This window comes from Thioalkalivibrio sp. ALJ2 (assembly GCF_000378325.1).
GTDB lineage: Bacteria > Pseudomonadota > Gammaproteobacteria > Ectothiorhodospirales > Ectothiorhodospiraceae > Thioalkalivibrio.
The window spans coordinates 36627-52688 of the sequence record NZ_KB899558.1 but is presented as its reverse complement, the minus strand read 5'-3'; the positions used below and the strand labels follow the sequence as shown (position 1 = coordinate 52688).

The window sequence follows — 16062 nt, the reverse complement described above, 5'->3', positions numbered from 1 at the left end:
CTGATTGGAAACCCAGAACCAGGAGCAAATGGACGCGATGGCGCCGTGCGGTCATGCCTGTCCTGCTGGCGGTGTCCCTGTGCCTGCCCGCCGGGGCCGGCGCGGATGATCCCCTGCGCATAGGGCTGTACGAGAACGTGCCCAAGGTCGGCACGGGTGACGATGGGGCGGCAGGGGGCGTGTTCGTCGAGTTGCTGGACGCCATCGCGCGACGCGAGCACTGGCGGCTGGAGTATGTCTCGTGCGAGTGGTCGGCCTGTCTGGAGGCCCTGGAGGCGGGCGAGATCGACCTGATGCCGGATGTCGCGCTGACGCCGGAGCGGCGCGAGAGCCTCGCGTTTCACTCGATCCCGGTGGCTCAGGCATGGAGCCAGGTGCTGGCGCCGATCGATTCGGGGCTGGATCGCATCGAAGCGCTGGAAGGCCTCCGCCTTGCGGTGCTCGATGGATCGATTCAATACGACTACCTGCGCGAGTACGCACTGGACACCGGCCTGGACTGGACCCTTGTGACCCGTGGCGACATGGAATCCGTGCTGGCTGCTGTCGCGTCGGGCGATGCCGACGTGGCGATCACAAACAACTTCTATGCGCGGCGTCATGCACGCCAGCATATGCTGGTGGAAACCCCCGTCACCTTCGACCAGGTCGGTCTTTACTACGCCGCTGCTCCTGGGCGGCAGGATGACCGACTGGAGGTGATCGACGCCTACCTCCAGCGCTGGAAGGGCGACGCGGGGTCGCCCTATCAGCACGCGATGGAGCAGGCACTGGAACCACCCCTCGGGGAGGGGGAAATCCCGACGTGGGCCTGGTCGGCGCTGGCGTCCGCCGCCGTGATCGCACTCGTCCTGGGGCTGATGGCGGTCTGGTTGCGACGCACCGTGCGCGCGCAGACACGTGCCCTGCGCGAGGCCAATCAGCGTCTCGAACACCTGCTCGAGAGTGGACCGGTCGTGCTCTATCAACTCAATGCGCTGGATTTCAAGCCGCTTTGGGTGAGTGGCAACTTCGCGCGGCTGTTTGGATTCAATTCCAGGGTGGCGCTGCAGCCGGGCTGGTGGGAGCAGCAAGTCCATCCGGAGGACCGGGCCACGGCCATGCGCGAGAACCGGCGTTTGCAGGAGGAACGCCACATGGTCCGTGAACTGCGCCTGTTCGATGGCTGGGGCAAGCTGCGCCATATTCGCGACGAGATGCGGATCATTCCCGGCGGCAATCAGGGACAGCGCGGGGCCGAGGTGGTCGGCAGCTGGACGGATCTCACCGCCAGCATGGAGCAGAAAGAAGCGCTGCGGCAGATGGCCCATTACGACGCGCGTACCGGCCTCCCGAACCGCGTGCTGTTGCACGACCGGCTGGGACACACCCTGGAACGCGCGATGGCCGATGGTCTTGCGCGCTGGGTGGTGCTGATCGACCTGGATCGCTTCCGCAATGTCAACGAGACCCTGGGAACATCGGCGGGCGACCGCGTGCTGGAAGGTTTGGCGGAACGGCTTGGGGGGTTACTGGGGCCGCAGGATACGGTGTCTCGCGTAGGAGCAGACGAGTTCTGCCTGATTATCGAAAACCCGCCGATGGATGGCGGCGCCGAGGCCTTCCTCGAGCAGCTGCTGGAAACCTTGCGCGAACCCTGCGCTATCGGTGGGCGTGCGCTGGTCACCACGGCGAGCGTCGGGCTGGCGACGTTCCCCGAACATGGCAACACGCGTGACGAATTGTTGACCGCCGCGGAACTCGCAATGGCGGCCTCGCGCAGCGTTGGCGGGGACACCTGGCATGTCTACGAGCCCGGAATGGGGGCGCAGACGGAACATCGTCTGTTCCTGGAAAACGACCTGCGTAGCGCCATCGCCAACGACGAGCTGCTGCTCTACTTTCAGCCGCAGCTGGAGATGCAGTCGGGCCGGCTGGTGGGGATGGAGGCGCTGGTGCGCTGGCGTCATCCACAGCGCGGCATGGTATCTCCGGCGGAATTCATCCCGCTGGCGGAAGAAACCGGGATGATCCAGGCCATTGATCGCTGGGTGTTGAACGCGGCCTGTGCCCAGCTGGCGCATTGGGACCAGGACGGCCGAGGCGTGCCGACCGTGGCCGTGAACCTGTCCGCGCGCGAGCTGCATGACGAAACTCTGGTGGCGGCGATCCAGGAGATCCTGGAGCACCACGGTCTGGAGCCCGACCGGCTGGAGCTGGAACTGACCGAGACCATGATGATGGAGCAGCCAGAGCGGGCGCTGGCCGTGCTGCACCGCCTGGAAACGCTCGGCGTGACGCTGGCCATGGATGACTTCGGTGCGGGCTATTCCAACCTGGCGCATCTGCGTCGCTTGCCGCTGCGGCGGCTGAAGATCGACCAGTCACTGGTCCGCGATATCGGGCACTCGCGCAACAACGAGTCGATTATCCGCGCCATCATTGCCCTGGCGGACGCACTGGGGCTGGACCTGATTGCCGAGGGTGTGGAAGAAGCGGGCCAGCAAGCGTTCCTGCTACGCGAGGGCTGCCGTTTCGGGCAGGGCTACCTGCTGGGCCGCCCGGCCCCGGCCGATAATGCCTTGCAAGGCATTGGCGCATAGTCTGCTGCGAGGGCGGGACGGGACCGCAAACCGGATTCAGGATCGGGCAGTTCGACGCCCGAAGTCGGATTCCGCCTGTAGCAGGTCCGCGAGGGGGGAAGGGTGCCCGAACAGGAAGCCCTGCATCATCGGGCAGCCAAGGCGGCGCAGATACTCCTGCTGGGCTGCGGTCTCCACGCCCTCCGCGACGATGTTCATCTGCAGGCCGCGCGCCATCGATACGATCGCGTTAACGATACAGGCCTCCCCGTCGGTACAGATGGTGAGGGTGAAGCTGCGATCAATCTTCAGGGTGTGGACCGGCAGCTTCTGCAGATAGCTCAGCGACGAATAACCGGTGCCGAAGTCATCCACCGCCACCTGGACGCCGGCTTCGCACAGGCGGTTGAGTTTGGCCACGGTATCGTGGGTGTCGCTCATCAACAGGCTTTCGGTGATCTCGATCTCCAGCAGTTCTGCGGGGAAGCCGGTCTCGACCAGCAATCCCAGTACGCCGTCGACAAAGTCGTCGCGCTCGATCAGCACCGGTGACAGGTTCACCGCCAGGCGCAGGTTGGGTACGTGTTGATGGGCTTTGCGTATGTCGCCGAGGGCGTTGCGCAGGGTCGCGCGATCGAGGTCGACGATCAGACGTGTGTCTTCGGCGACCGGGATGAATTCGGCTGGGCCCAGCATGCCGCGATCGGGGTGATTCCAGCGAACCAACGCCTCGACGCCCAGGAGCTGTCCTGTCTCGCCATCGACCTGCGGCTGGTAGAGGATGCGGAACTCTTCGCGCTCCAGGGCCTTGCGCAGGTCCTGCTCCAATTGCAGGCGGTGTGGCGTGTTGCCGTGCATCTCCGGTGCGAACAGGCGGATGCCATTCTTGCCCGTGTTCTTTTCCCGGTACATCGCGATGTCGGCATGCCGGATCAGGGTCTCGAGCGTGTCGCCCCCCTCGGGGTAGATCGCGATCCCGATGCTGGCCCCGACATACAACTCGTGGTCGCCCCCCAGGTGGAACGGTTCATTGAGGCTTTCGAGGATCTTTTCGGCTACATCAACCGCGGCCTCCTGGCGGCTGATCTGAGGGAGCAGCAGGGTAAATTCGTCGCCGCCGAAGCGCGACAGCGTATCCCCTTTGCGAATGCAGCCCAGCAGGCGCTGGGCGACGGCCTGCAGCAGGCGGTCGCCGATGGTGTGCCCCAGCGAATCGTTGATGACCTTGAAGCGGTTGAGGTCGATGAACATCACGGCCAGGGGGTGCCCCTGGCGCTGCGCCTGAGCGATGGCCACATCGACCCGGTCGCGGAACAGGGCACGATTGGGCAGGCGCGTAAGCAGGTCGTGGTAGGCCTGAAAGTTGATGAAGGCTTCTGACTCTTTGCGGTCGGTGATGTCGCGGGCAGTCCCGTAGACCAGGGTCTCGCCTGTATCGTCGCTGGCCGCTGTCGGCCAGACCGCGACCTCGAAATAGCGCCGGGTGCGGGCCATCTCCCGCGGCTTGAGCGCGAGCTCCACGGAGCGGATGTGGGCATGGCTGCGCCCGGCCTGCTCGAAGAAGTACTCCGCCTTCTCGTGGTCGTCGGTTTCGACCAGATCCAGGACACGGGTGTCCAGCAGGTCCTGACGGGAATAGCCGAGCAACTCGTGGACGCGCGAATTCACGAAACGAAACCGACCGTCGCGGTCCAGGATGAACACGATGTCCGGAGAGTTGTTGACGATCAGCCGGTGCAGGCGCTCGGAACGCTCCAGGCGTGCCCGCATGTGGCGGTTGGCGTCTTCCAGGTCTTTTTTGTGCAGGGCATTGCGGACGGTCGCCAGCAGCTCGTCGGGCTGGTAGGGCTTTTTCAGGTAGTCGGAGGCCCCGTCGCGCAGGGCGCCGGCGACATCGTCCACCGAGGTGTTGCCGCTGATGACCACCACAGGGACCGCGAGCCCGGCGGCCTGGATGAAGCGCAGGACATCACGCCCCCCCAGTTCCGGCATGCACAGATCGAGCAGCAGGAGATCGGGCGGATCCCGCCGCAGGGCCTCGATAGCGCTGCCGCCGCCCGGCGCGGTTTCCACGTTGAACGTTTGTAGTTCCAGCAGCTGGCGCACGCTTTCCAGAAGGCGCGGGTCGTCGTCGACGACGAGGATGCGAGGGGTCTGTGGTGTGCCGGGTTCGTTCATGTGCGGCTCCCGCCGTGGTCTCGCATCATCGCGGGGGCTATCCCTGTCCCGCCCCGAGGGCTCCGGTTTCGGCCTCGCGATGGGGGAGCCGAATCTCGAACCGCGTTCCTTCGCGGTCGCTGTCGCACTGGATGTGAGCGCCGATCTCGTCCGCCAGGCGGCGGACAATACTCAGGCCTAGCCCGGCGTGCCCCTCGCCCTTGTGCGACTCCACCGGCCGATAATGGGCCGCGCGGACCTCCGGGGGAAGCCCGGGGCCGTCGTCGGCGACCACCAGTGCCACCACGCTGGTCCCATTGAAGCTCTCGGGGTCACGGGTCTGCAGCCGAATGACGCCCCCCGGCTGCAGGGCCTCGGCGGCGTTTTTGAGCAGGTTCGTCAGAATCTGGCGCACATGGTCGCTGGAGACAGACAAGGGCGGATCGCCGGGTGCCAGATCCAGTTCCAGGCGGATGCCCCGCGTGTGGCAAAGAGAGCGGTCCACGATGTCGGCCACGTCCTGGACCAGCCGATTAAGCGAGGATGGCGGTCCGTCCACTGCCTGGTCGGGTTCCTTTAGACGCAGCAGGATGCGGCCGACGCGATCAATCTCCTCCTTGATCAGGGCCAGTTCCTGGCTGGCCTCGTGCTCATCGCCCAGCTTTGTGTTCAACACACCCAGATAATTCTGGATGATGCTGAGGGGGTTGCCCGCCTCGTGCAGCGTCTCGCGGATTCGCTCCTGCGTCGTATCGTCGGTGTGCGCTTGCTCGGGCGGGTCGGACTGCGAGGTGCACAGCGCGCGTGCAATCTCTCGCGCCAGGGCCCGGACAAATCCGGTTCGGGGTTCCAGGGTCTGGGCACGTTCTCGGTCCAGTCCCAGGATCAGCACCCCTGCGGGCGAGGAGTTGGCATCCGCCAGCAGAGGGAATGCCCAGATCACCTCGGCACCGCAGAGCCGGAACAACTGCTGGTCGATGACCGGTGCAGGTGTCTCGCCATCGGGTTTGTGCTGGCGCATCTCGCGGTCCAGCAGGGTGTCGGTCACAAGGCTCCGTCCGGGCAACAAGGGCAGGGTGAAGTCGGGCTCGTCTTCCTCGCCGAGCCAGGCGGAGACCGATGCACCGTCCGCGTCTGTCAGGAACATCAGGCTGTGCTCGACACCCAGGGTGAGAAACAGCGTTCGTTGGGCGGCCAGACAATGTTCTCGGGGGGTCCGCGAGGCGCGAAGCTCGCCGGACAGCCGCTCCAGCTCGGTGAGGTCGCGGACACGCATCCCCAGCGCCTCGCGCGCCGCCTGATCGGGGTGATGTGCCTCGATATTCGCGGTTTCGGCTCCCGCGTCCAGCTCAATACCCAGGGAACCGGCAACCCGGGTGACATCGTCTTCGATGCGGTTGCGCAGTTCCCGGGTCAGGCCGTCATTGAGCCCAAACAGGTCGTGGGCGGCGGCCAGGGCCGGGTCGCCGATGGCGTCGGGTGGTTCGTCGCCAAGTCGGCTGGCGAGATGGACAATCTTGACCAGGTGGTGTGCATCGCGCACTTGTGCCGTGGGTTCGAGGTGGAAACGCACCGCATCGGTGACGAAGCCGTCCAGGCCCCATTGGTCCAGGTGTTCGGCGGCCAGTTCTGCATGGTGTTGACCGTAGGTCGCCTGTTCACGGGAGACCAGCTCGCGGTGGTCGCTGCTGGCCTCGAGCAGCGGCCAGTAGCGCGCTTCGTCGGACGCCAGTCGCATCAGCTTGCCGAGATCAACCAGAAGCCCTGACAGATACGCCTCTTCGGGCCGTGGGTGGCGTGTCAGGGAGGCGAGGACCTGGCCGAGCATGGCGGTGGTCAGCGCACGGCGCCAGATGGTCCGAAGCGTGCTGGTGCGCTTGGGCTGGTAGCGGCCGAAAAGCTGCTGGATCGCGGCGGTCAGGGCGAGGCTGCGCACGGTGTCCAGCCCCAGGCTGAAAAGGGCTCTATCGATGGTGCGACACGGCGAGCCGCGGTAATAGAACGGGGAGTTGGCTGCCGCGAGGAGGCGTGTGGTCATGCCGGTGTCGCGCAGAATGGCACGGCTGAGGGCCTCGAAATCGGCCTCCGCCGCCTGGCCCGCATCGAGAACGGACGTCAGGGCCTGTGGCAGGCTGGGGATGGTTTCGGTTGCCGTATGCGCCGTGGCCATGCTTCTCCCCGGGACCCGAGAGGGTGCCCTTGTATTGCCCCGATCCGTTGCTGCGTCGCGGCTTCTCGCCCTGGTTCCCGACTATACTGCTGGGACTTGCGTTGCGCCAGCGATTCCAGTAGACGAGACGTTAGGCGTGCGTGAGGCCTATCCCGTGAGGCCACTTCGGAGGCAGGAAGCTTTGAAGCCCATGATTGACAGGCAGTCCGGCGCGACTCGGGTCCAGCCAGCTCAGCCCCGTGTCCTGACGGTGACCAGTGGCAAGGGGGGCGTGGGCAAGTCCAGTATCGCGGTCAACCTCGGGATTACCCTGGCCCGGGCGGGGCGCCGGGTCTGTATCCTGGATGCCGACACGGGGCTTGCCAACGTGAACATCCTGCTGGGGCTGCACCCGCAAAAGGGATTGGCCGAGGTCCTGACGGGGGAGTGTCCGGTCGAGGATGTCCTGCTCGAAGGGCCCCATGGCCTGAAAGTCATTCCGGGCGCTTCGGGTATCCGCGATTGCGTGGAATTGTCGGCGGCCCGGCAGCGGCGGCTGGTGACCGAACTGGCGCGGATCGAGCAGCATTTCGATGACCTGATCCTGGATACCGCTGCGGGGATTGGCGATACCACCCTGGATTTCGTCGCCGCCGGACATCAAGTGCTGCTGGTCATTACGCCGGAGCCGACCTCGCTCACCGATGCCTTTTCGTTGCTGAAGGTCGCGCTACGGCGGTATCCGCTCACCTGTCAGGTGGTCGTGAACATGGTGGCCGACATCAGTGAGGCGCGGGCGGTGTATCAGCGCTTCAGTGGTGCGGTGGAGAAGTATCTGAAGATCTCGGTGGGCTTTCTCGGGTTCATTCAGCGCGACGAGAGCCTGCGTGCGGCGGTGACCCTGCAGCACCCCGTAGCGATGTTCTCGGAGCATGATCCGTCAGTACGCCCGTTTCAGCGGCTGGCACAGGCCTTGAACGATCTCTCCTGGGACCCTTCGAACCAGGCCTCGTTCAGCCGTTTCTGGTTCCGGCATCTATTGCGCAAACCCGCATCGAGCGAGCCAGTGGCGGTTGACGCCGGGGCGGATGACACCCCGTCGGAGCAGCCGCTTGCCGAACGGGGTGCCACTCCGGATGTGGAAGTCCCGGCACCGGAGTCCGGCAGTGAGGTGAAGAAGCGGTTCGAGGCCCTGCGGCGGGAGTTCCGTGCCCTGGCGAGCGCGGTCGACGAGCCCTGCGCGCTGGCCGAGTGGATCCAGACGCTGGAGGCCGATTATCGCGATCGCTTTGGCATCCCCGCGGTGGATCCGGAGGCGCTGATCGAATGGCTGCTCGAGCACCCTGAGACCTCCGAAGGCGTACTCGAGCGCATCGGCGCGCGCCTGGAACAGGCAACCCGCGGGGAGGATGCCGCTTGCCCGGAGCCGCCCGAAAACGTGGTGACGCCCGACTTTGGCCGCTACGGCCCTCTGGCGGCGAGCGAGCGCCCAACGCCGATCCCGAAACCCGATGCCATACACCGGGTGGATGTGGCGGTGTTCGGCTCGCAGCAGGACCTGTTGCAGTGGTTGCGCGATTCCCGCGACGAGGGACAGCTACTGATCGAGCAGCTTGAACGGCGCGGGGACGGTGTAGCCCCGTCCCCGCCCATCGGCAACCCGAACGGCGATGATTCGACCGATCCGTCTTCCGGGCTACTTGGGCCCGAGGAGGAGCCAGGCGATCAGCCCCGCCACTGGCAGGAACAGCAGGATCAGAATCCACAGTAGCTTGACCATTGGCCCAGCCGGGCTTTGCGCGGTGCGGACGATGGCCCAGATCACGATGATCAGCCAGATCAGACCGAGAATTCCGGTGACTTCGATACCCATGGGGGCTCCTTGTCGGCGCGAGTGCCGTGTCCGTTGAGCGTAGCACCATGGCATGCGGCCGGGGGCACGGCCAATCGAAAAGCGGTGGAGTGTGTTGCGCTTCGCCGAACCGGCTATGCTGCGGAACTTCTCTCGAATCGACGATCGGTGAGCATGAAGATATGGGTAGACGCGGACGCCTGTCCCGCGGTGATCAAGGAGATTCTTTTCCGGGCGGCCAACCGCACTCAGGTGCCGCTGACCCTGGTGGCCAATCAGCCGCTGCGCACCCCACCGTCGAAATGGATCGATGCCATTCAGGTGGGTGCCGGCTTCGACGTGGCCGACAACGAGATCGTGCGGCGGCTGGAGTCGGGGGACCTGGTGATCACCGCCGACATCCCGCTGGCGGCCGAGGCCATTGCCAAGGGCGCCCAGGCCCTGAATCCGCGCGGCGAGCTGTATACCGAGGGGACGATCCGCGAGCGCCTCAGCATGCGCGATTTCATGGAGACCCTGCGCTCCAGCGGCGTGGATACGGGCGGTCCCGCCGCCTTCAGCCAGGCCGATCGCCAGGCCTTCGCCAACCAGCTCGACCGCTTGCTGACCCGTCAGGCAAAAGCCCGGTAGGCGGCTCGTTCAGCGTTTCCCAAGTGGGGTCGGCAGGTCGTCGATGCTGACCGCATTCTTTTCCTCCCAGTAGCGTTCCAGGCCCTCGGGGCCCTTGCGTTCGCTCCACTCGGTCAGGGTGGGGCGTGGCTGGAGTTCGCCTTCGGGTACGCCGAAGCCACAGGAGGTCTGAATGCGGTGGATCTCGATGTCGATGATCTGCCGCGTTCCCGGATGTGCAGGGAACGCGCTGTACAGGGACTCCCAGGCGCCATCGGTCGGGAGCACGGTTCGCCCGCGGCCGTATAGCCGGAGAATCTTCGGTTTTCCGGAAAAGGCACAGAACATCAGCGTAATGCGGCCGTTTTCGGCCAGATGGGCGGAGGTCTCGTTGCCGGAGCCGGTCAGGTCGAGATAGGCCGCGCGGCGAGGACCCAGGACGCGCAGGGTGTCCAGCCCCTTGGGAGACAGGTTCACGTGGCCGTCGGCCGCGAGCGGGGCGGAGCCCACGAAATAAACCGGCTGTTCGAGGATGAAGCCCGTGAGTCGTTCGTCGAGGGCAGGGAAGGTCTTGGCCATTGGCATTACCGGCTTGATTGGGGTGAATCGAGACGTTGAAGGCAGGTTTCGGTACCCTCGCGAGCGTACTACAACGTTGCTTCGGCCCGGAGATTCACATGAGACATTCGCTGCGCCCCCTGCTCCTGACGCCCATCCTGGTGGTGGGGCTTACCGCCTGCGGGGGTGGTGAGCGTGTGTCCGAGGTAACGCTGGCCCAGTTGGCGGGTGCGGCGGGCGAATTCAACGGTGAGCTGGTGCAGACCGAGGGCGTGGTCAAGCGCTTTGACGAGGACCCCGAACGCTACCACTACTGGCTGGAAGACGAGGATGTGAACCGCGTGGCGGTCGAGCCTCACGACGAGGTATCGGATCGGCTGGGGGAACATATCCGCGTGGTCGGGCGCTTCAGCTACCACCCGGAAGAAGGCCGCCTGATCGAGATCGACCCGGCCGCAACGGCAGCCCTGGATGCGACGCCTTAGGGACAGTGTTTCCCAAGATGGAGATTCGCTGGGCGGCAAGTTGAAGCCCAACCACAAGGCCCTGGAGGAGAGATGAGCGAGTGGATCGACGTGGCACCGGCCGACAGTATCGCGGACGGTGAACATCGTCTGGTAGATACGGCGGGAACCGAGGTTGCGATCTTCAACCTCGACGGCGAGTTCTTCGCGGTCGAAAACCTCTGCACGCACGAAGAAGTCCCCATCGCCGATGGCGAGCTCGACGATGACTGTATCACCTGCCCTTTGCACGAGGCCCAGTTCTGCCTGCGCACCGGCGAGGTGATGGAGCCCCCGGCGGAGGACCCGCTGACCCGTTTCCCGACTCGCGTGCATGGCGGCATGGTTCAGGTGGGTTCCGAGCCGCTGGACGACTAACTCTCCAGTTAACCTCCCGCGCTACGGTGCAAAATAGCAACTTGTGGCTGTTTTGCCGCTTTCTGACCTGTACACTGGCCGATTAACACTGGGCTAACGGCCGCGCCGCGGCCGGTCGCGAAGGCAGGGCGCATGGCGGGAAAGGACTCCAGAGAACAGGGAAACTACCAGGACGACACGGCGATCTGGAGCGGTCTGTCGGGGCTGTCCGAGGCACAGCGTTCCGAGCTGGCAGCCGGTGTCGCCCCGCGCGTGGTCGATCACCTGGATCAATGCATGGAGTGGGTCGCGACCGAATGGAGCGCCGGACGCGTCTGGGGCGACCAGGAAAGTGATGCGGTCGAATGGGCCAACCAGTTGCATGGCTACCAGTACGTACTGCGGCGCGAGTTCGAGGAGGCACTGAACCGCGACCTGCGCACCACCACCTATCCGCCCGAATACGATTTCTCCGGCACGCGCTATGCGGGTGGTGATTCCGGGCTGCAAGTGCTCGACGACTACCAGTCCACCCGGCGCTCCCTGCGGCACAAGCTCGAGGGCGTGATCCGCGAGCACAACCGCTACTCCTACTACATGTTCCAGCAGGCCGCGCGCGAGGAGCACCGCTTCGAGCACCCGGGCTGGGCGCCCTGGTCTCCGCTGCACTGGTACGAACGGGTGATCGAGGCCGCCGAACGGCAGTTCGGCCGCACGGCCATGACCCTGGACCTGATGCGGGCCTACGTGAAGTGCATGGGGCGCACAGGCGCCCCGATGCTGGCCTTCGTGGTGGAGACGATTGACGAGTGCGGGCTGGTGACCGAGCCGCCTCGCAGTCCGGAGGCGCACGAGTCGGAAAGCGTGCCCCAGCAACGCGCGAGCTGGGCCCACTACACCGCGGGCAGCCCGCCGCGATCCGCCTCCGAATCAACTGCCGGCGGAGACCCGGCGACGCTGGGGCTGGGGGCGGCGGGCTCCAGCGGGACACGCGAAATGCCCGCGCCGGATGCCGACCCCACCGCCTGGGCCCTGTGGGCCCGCGCCCTGGTGCAGGCCCAGGGGTTGCCCGCCAGTTCGCCGCATGCGGCCGGCGTGCCGGATGGGGCCGGCTCCGGGGCTGGGGGCGCGGGCGGCGAGCGTGTGGCCCCGGAATCAGCGGAATTCTCGCGCGAGTCCTTGACCCCGTTCATCCTCGATCTGTTGCAGGGGATGTTTGATCACATCTTTCGGCAGGTCGGGTTCAACTCGCGCGTGCGTGCGGCCATTGCCGACATGCAGTTCTCCCTGGCGCGCGTGGTCATCCGTGATCTCTCGTTCTTCCGCGATCGCTCGCACCCGTTACGCCTGTGGATCGGCAGCCTGATCAACACCGGCGTGCGTGTCAGCCCGGATGACCAGGCCGAGGGCAACGACGCCATCGAGGCCTACCTGCAGCATATCCAGCAGTCGGTCAATCGGCTGCGCCACGAAGCCGACAGCATGGACCGTGATGCCGCGCAGGCCCTGGTGGACGACTGGCTGGCGGCGATCGAGGAAGAGGATGCGCGCTGGCAGGAGCTGCAGGATCCCCATATCGATCCACTGCGCCAGGAGGAGCGCGCCGCGCGCGCGCGGCGCAGCCTGACCATCTGCGTGCTGGAGACCGGCGCGGAGCTGCCGGAACGTTCGGCTGAGCAGATCGCCGAGGCCTGGGAAGACCTGCTGGCCGCCGATGGTGACTCGGCCGAACGGCTGGACCAGGTGGTAAAGGACGTGGCCAAGGCGATCTGCAATCGTGCGACCCCGCAGGAGGTCAACCCGATGGTGCAGCGCATTGTGGCGACCGCGCGCGACGCCGGGGTCTCCGAGGAGCGCGTGAAGGCCGTGGTGCAGCACTTGGGGCAGGCCCATCTGCAGCGGATCCGGGCCTCAGGAGACGAGCCGCGCTTTGACCCGCAGGAGCGCATTCGGGCGCGCCGTTCCGTCCGCTTCGAGGACGACGATCCGGACCTGCTGGCGGACCAGGACGACCCCTATGTGTTCGAGGCCTCGCGGGTACAGGTCGGGGACTGGTTCGAGTTCATCGACAAGGCGACCGGCGAGACCCAGCGCATGGCGCTGGTCTGGCGCGGGGAGGCCACGCGCCGCTTCCTGTTCCTGTCGCTGGATGGCGTGACCAGCCGTCGGCACAGCCTGCAGGGTGTGGCCCACGAGATGCGCGAGGGCCGCATGCGCGCGCTACCCCGAGACAACCCCCTCGACGCGATGATCCGCTAGCGCCAGCAGGGCCTTCGGGCGGGTTGTGGGAGCGGGCTCGCCCGCGAAGCCTCGGTCCACGCCTTCATCTGGCGCATTCCCCATCCCCCGGGCAGTAACGCAGCGCCAGCACGGTAATGTCATCCGCCTGTGTAGCACCATCCGCGAAACGCTCGACGGACTCGAGCACCGCGTCGACTTGTTGTCGTGCTGGCTGGGATGCGATCTCCCCGTACAAGGCGAACAGCCGATCCTCGCCGTACAGCTTCTGCTCCCCGTCCGCTGCCTCGGTCACCCCGTCGGTATACAGCAGCAACGCATCACCGGGCGCCAGGCGGACGGTCTGCACCGGGTACTCCATGTCTTCCATCGCCCCCAGTACCAGGCCCGGCGGCAGCTTCAGCCAGTCGTAGGTGCCATCGGCGCGGTGGATCAACGGCGGGTTGTGGCCGGCGTTGGCAAAGTGGACCTCGCCGGTGCCCAGGTCCAGCACCCCGCACAGGTAGGTCACGAACATGCCGTTGTCGTTGTTCAGGCACAGCTCGTTGTTGACTCGGGTCAGGATCTCGCCCGGGTCGCGCGGGTCCTGCTCGGCGATACCCTTGACCAGCGTCTTGGTCACGGCCATGAACAACGCGGCGGGAACGCCCTTGTCGGAGACATCGCCGACCGCGAAGAACAGGGCGTTGTGCTCGCGCAGCGGGAAGAAGTCGTAGAGATCCCCGCCGACCTCCTTGGCCGGGATCAGGCGCGCCGCGAGGTCGATACCTACATCCAGGTCGGACAGGTCCAGCCGCTTGGGCAGGAAGCTCATCTGGATGTTGCGTGCGATCTTCAGCTCGCTCTCCATGCGCTCCTTGGCGGCGGTGGTCGCGGTCAGGTCGTTGATGTAGTCCTTCAGCGACAGGCGCATCTCGTCCAGCGAATGGGCGAGCTGGCCCACCTCGTCGCCGGTGCGGATCGGCGGCAGCGGGCGGTCCAGATTGCCGCGGGCGATCTCGCCGGCGCTGCTCGCCAGGCCCTTCAGCGGGCGGGTGATGCCGCGCGAGATACCGATGATGGTGCCGAGCAGGATGAAGAAGCCGATCGCGGCGATGATCAGCACCCAGTGCATCACCCGCAGGATATCCCCGAACAGTTCGCGCTCGGGGATGATCACGCCCACCGCCCAGTTCGCCTCGGGCAGGCGCACGTGATAGAGCCGGGCGGGTTCCTCCAGCAGGGCCTCCGGCACGCGGGAGAAGCCTTCGTCGGTTTGCTGGATGCGCCGTCCGAGTTCGCGCAGTTCCGGCTCGCCCAGGGTTTCGGCCAGGCTGAACAGGCTCTCGCGCATGATCCAGTCGCGCTGTGGATAGGTGATAAAGCGCGTACGCGGGCTGACCAGAAATGCGAAGCCGCTGTCGAAGATCTCCACCTCGTCCACGCGCGCGGTCAGGGCCGGCAGTTCGATGTCCATGGTCACGATCCCGCGCAGTGCCTCGGCGTCGTCGGGGTCGAAGAACGGGCGCGAGTAGGTGGTGATCAGGCGGTTGGGGTCGGCGGCCGATGGAAAGGGCTCGGTCCAGAAGCCGCTGCGCGTGAGTGCCGGGATCTGGTACCAGTCCCGGGTAAAGTAGTCGAAGTCGTCGCCGCCCAGGTGCATGCGCGTGATGCCGTTGGGCGTCTCGTAGGAGAATGGGCCGTAGTAGCGCTCGTCGGGGTCGGCGGCATAGGGCTCGTAGGTCACGGCGGCGCCCTGGACCGCATCCGACTGGAGCGTCACGTTGTCCAGCACGGGAAACAGGCCGTCGGGTCGAATCTGTCCCGAATTCAGGGCGCTGGCGAGGCCTTGTGCCGACCCGGCCACCTCGTTCAGTGACGAGCGGATGCGGTTGGCCGTCGCGTGGGTCAGCTCGCGCGCCTGGTCCTCGGCGTGCTCCAGCATGATATCGCGCACCATCAGGTACAGCGCGCCGGAGGAGATGAAGAAGATCGACCCGGTCGTCAGCAGGGTGACCAGGGCGAGGCGGACGGCGAGGCTCTTGCGGCCGTTCATTGCGTCACGTCCTGGTGAAACTGTTCGTACGGTACCGGCTCCCATTCCAGGTGCCCCAGGTTGCGCATCAGACTGACGGCCAGCTGGTAGTCCTGCCGATCCAGGTGCGGACCGCGGAGCGCCTCGTCTTCCAGATACAGCGGGCGCAGCGCCTCCAGCATCAGACGCTGGTGCGCCCGATTGGTCGGCTCGCCGGCCTGGATGACGCGATCCATCACCGCGTCCACTGCGGCGTCCGGATGGGCAAACGCGTACTCCCAGCCCCGCAGTGAGACCTCGACGAACGTGCGGACGGCTTCGGGGCGTTCGCGCAATGTCGACTCCAGGACATAGATCCCGTCCTCGGCCAGGCCCACGCCGTGATCCTCCAGTGGCATCACCTCGATCTCGTCCGGATCCAGACCGCTGAGATACAGCTCGACCAGTTCGTTGTAGCGCGTGGCGGTGGCGGCCGCGACCGCGCCGGTGCGCAATGCGGCCATCGTCGCCCCCTGATCGACCGTCTCGGGGTGCACCCCGTAGGTGCGGAACAACGCCTCCGGCTGAAGGCTGAAGCTGGCCCAGCGCGAGACGCGCTGCCCGTCCAGGTCTTCGGGCACCAGGATCCCGGACTCCGCCAGGGACACCAGCACTAGAGAGGAGTCCTGGATCAGTTGTGCTACGTTGACCACGTCCACGCCCTGTTCACGCAATTCCAGGGCCTGGGTGAGATAGAGCAAAGCCACATCGGCCTCCTGGCGGGCCAGCGTGGCGGGGGCGGGGTGCTCCGCGCCGTGCGGGAGTATTTCCAGCTCCAGTCCGGCGTCCTGGTACCAGCCCATCTCCTTGGCCAGGTAAAAGCCGGCGAACTGCGCCTGAGGGACCCAGTGCGGCTGAAAACGCAGGGTCTGCGTGTCGGCCAGCGCGGTGCTGGCGCAAAGGAGCAGGACAGCCGCCAGGGCCAGTACGCGGCGCATGGCGGCGCCCAGGCCCTGGGCCGCAGAATTGGGGAATCGTGCGTATGCAGCGTCCATGGGGAGGGAGTCGGCCGTGGGGGGTCTTAG

12 protein-coding genes are annotated in these 16062 nt (G+C 66.0%); 6 read left to right on the top strand and 6 right to left on the bottom strand.

Features of this window, described 5'->3' with window-relative positions:
- Window positions 1-53 precede the first annotated feature (53 nt).
- On the top strand, window positions 54-2582 hold the full coding sequence (locus tag F468_RS0110760; RefSeq protein WP_018174035.1) for an EAL domain-containing protein: 2529 nt from the start codon (window positions 54-56) through the stop codon (window positions 2580-2582).
- A gap of 36 nt (window positions 2583-2618) precedes the next feature.
- On the opposite strand, the gene F468_RS0110755 is transcribed toward F468_RS0110760, so the two are convergent.
- Both F468_RS0110755 and F468_RS0110750 read right to left on the bottom strand, forming a co-directional pair.
- On the bottom strand, window positions 2619-4739 hold the full coding sequence (locus F468_RS0110755; protein WP_018995145.1) for an EAL domain-containing protein: 2121 nt from the start codon (window positions 4737-4739) through the stop codon (window positions 2619-2621).
- Between the two features lie 37 nt (window positions 4740-4776).
- Entirely contained in the window at window positions 4777-6888 is a 2112-nt protein-coding gene (locus tag F468_RS0110750) for an HDOD domain-containing protein (protein ID WP_018995144.1), read from the bottom strand.
- Window positions 6889-7078: 190 nt separating this feature from the next.
- Between F468_RS0110750 and F468_RS0110745 the strand changes: the two genes are divergently transcribed.
- Complete coding sequence (locus F468_RS0110745) at window positions 7079-8638, top strand: MinD/ParA family protein (protein WP_018995143.1); 1560 nt, start codon at window positions 7079-7081, stop codon at window positions 8636-8638.
- On the opposite strand, the gene F468_RS14295 is transcribed toward F468_RS0110745, so the two are convergent.
- On the bottom strand, window positions 8564-8740 hold the full coding sequence (locus tag F468_RS14295; RefSeq protein ID WP_012982968.1) for a PLDc N-terminal domain-containing protein: 177 nt from the start codon (window positions 8738-8740) through the stop codon (window positions 8564-8566). The two genes, F468_RS0110745 and F468_RS14295, sit on opposite strands and share 75 nt — an antisense overlap.
- A gap of 153 nt (window positions 8741-8893) precedes the next feature.
- On the opposite strand from F468_RS14295, the gene F468_RS0110735 reads away from it, so the two are divergent.
- Window positions 8894-9349 (top strand): YaiI/YqxD family protein, encoded by a 456-nt coding sequence (locus F468_RS0110735; RefSeq protein WP_018138539.1) that lies wholly within the window; start codon window positions 8894-8896, stop codon window positions 9347-9349.
- A 9-nt stretch (window positions 9350-9358) separates the two neighbouring features.
- Here the strand turns inward: F468_RS0110735 and F468_RS0110730 are convergent, their stop codons facing one another.
- A complete protein-coding gene (locus tag F468_RS0110730; protein ID WP_018174039.1) occupies window positions 9359-9907 on the bottom strand; it encodes a pyridoxamine 5'-phosphate oxidase family protein in 549 nt (182 codons plus the stop codon).
- Between the two features lie 98 nt (window positions 9908-10005).
- On the opposite strand from F468_RS0110730, the gene F468_RS0110725 reads away from it, so the two are divergent.
- The 3 genes from F468_RS0110725 (at window position 10006) to F468_RS0110715 (ending at window position 13005) form a co-directional block, all read left to right on the top strand.
- Window positions 10006-10371, top strand: coding sequence for a hypothetical protein (locus F468_RS0110725; RefSeq protein WP_018174040.1), 366 nt, complete (start codon window positions 10006-10008; stop codon window positions 10369-10371).
- A 72-nt stretch (window positions 10372-10443) separates the two neighbouring features.
- Complete coding sequence (locus F468_RS0110720; RefSeq protein ID WP_018995142.1) at window positions 10444-10767, top strand: non-heme iron oxygenase ferredoxin subunit; 324 nt, start codon at window positions 10444-10446, stop codon at window positions 10765-10767.
- A 132-nt stretch (window positions 10768-10899) separates the two neighbouring features.
- Entirely contained in the window at window positions 10900-13005 is a 2106-nt protein-coding gene (locus tag F468_RS0110715; protein WP_018174041.1) for a DUF1631 family protein, read from the top strand.
- A gap of 64 nt (window positions 13006-13069) precedes the next feature.
- On the opposite strand, the gene F468_RS0110710 is transcribed toward F468_RS0110715, so the two are convergent.
- Complete coding sequence (locus F468_RS0110710) at window positions 13070-15019, bottom strand: SpoIIE family protein phosphatase (RefSeq protein WP_018995141.1); 1950 nt, start codon at window positions 15017-15019, stop codon at window positions 13070-13072.
- Window positions 15016-15975 carry an ABC transporter substrate-binding protein gene (locus F468_RS0110705; RefSeq protein WP_018138543.1) on the bottom strand — a complete coding sequence of 320 codons (960 nt, stop codon included), beginning with the start codon at window positions 15973-15975 and terminating at the stop codon, window positions 15016-15018. The genes F468_RS0110710 and F468_RS0110705 overlap by 4 nt, the downstream gene beginning before the upstream one ends.
- Between the last annotated feature and the right edge of the window lie 87 nt (window positions 15976-16062).

Bases quoted from the DNA above. Each gene is read 5' to 3' on its own strand.
- F468_RS0110715 (WP_018174041.1), top strand. From the start codon at position 10,900: ATGGCGGGAAAGGACTCCAGAGAACAGGGAAACTACCAGGACGACACG.
- F468_RS0110730 (WP_018174039.1), bottom strand. From the start codon at position 9,907: ATGGCCAAGACCTTCCCTGCCCTCGACGAACGACTCACGGGCTTCATC.
- F468_RS0110725 (WP_018174040.1), top strand. From the start codon at position 10,006: ATGAGACATTCGCTGCGCCCCCTGCTCCTGACGCCCATCCTGGTGGTG.
- F468_RS0110750 (WP_018995144.1), bottom strand. From the start codon at position 6,888: ATGGCCACGGCGCATACGGCAACCGAAACCATCCCCAGCCTGCCACAG.
- F468_RS14295 (WP_012982968.1), bottom strand. From the start codon at position 8,740: ATGGGTATCGAAGTCACCGGAATTCTCGGTCTGATCTGGCTGATCATC.
- F468_RS0110755 (WP_018995145.1), bottom strand. From the start codon at position 4,739: ATGAACGAACCCGGCACACCACAGACCCCTCGCATCCTCGTCGTCGAC.
- F468_RS0110735 (WP_018138539.1), top strand. From the start codon at position 8,894: ATGAAGATATGGGTAGACGCGGACGCCTGTCCCGCGGTGATCAAGGAG.
- F468_RS0110710 (WP_018995141.1), bottom strand. From the start codon at position 15,019: ATGAACGGCCGCAAGAGCCTCGCCGTCCGCCTCGCCCTGGTCACCCTG.
- F468_RS0110705 (WP_018138543.1), bottom strand. From the start codon at position 15,975: ATGCGCCGCGTACTGGCCCTGGCGGCTGTCCTGCTCCTTTGCGCCAGC.
- F468_RS0110760 (WP_018174035.1), top strand. From the start codon at position 54: ATGCCTGTCCTGCTGGCGGTGTCCCTGTGCCTGCCCGCCGGGGCCGGC.
- F468_RS0110720 (WP_018995142.1), top strand. From the start codon at position 10,444: ATGAGCGAGTGGATCGACGTGGCACCGGCCGACAGTATCGCGGACGGT.
- F468_RS0110745 (WP_018995143.1), top strand. From the start codon at position 7,079: ATGATTGACAGGCAGTCCGGCGCGACTCGGGTCCAGCCAGCTCAGCCC.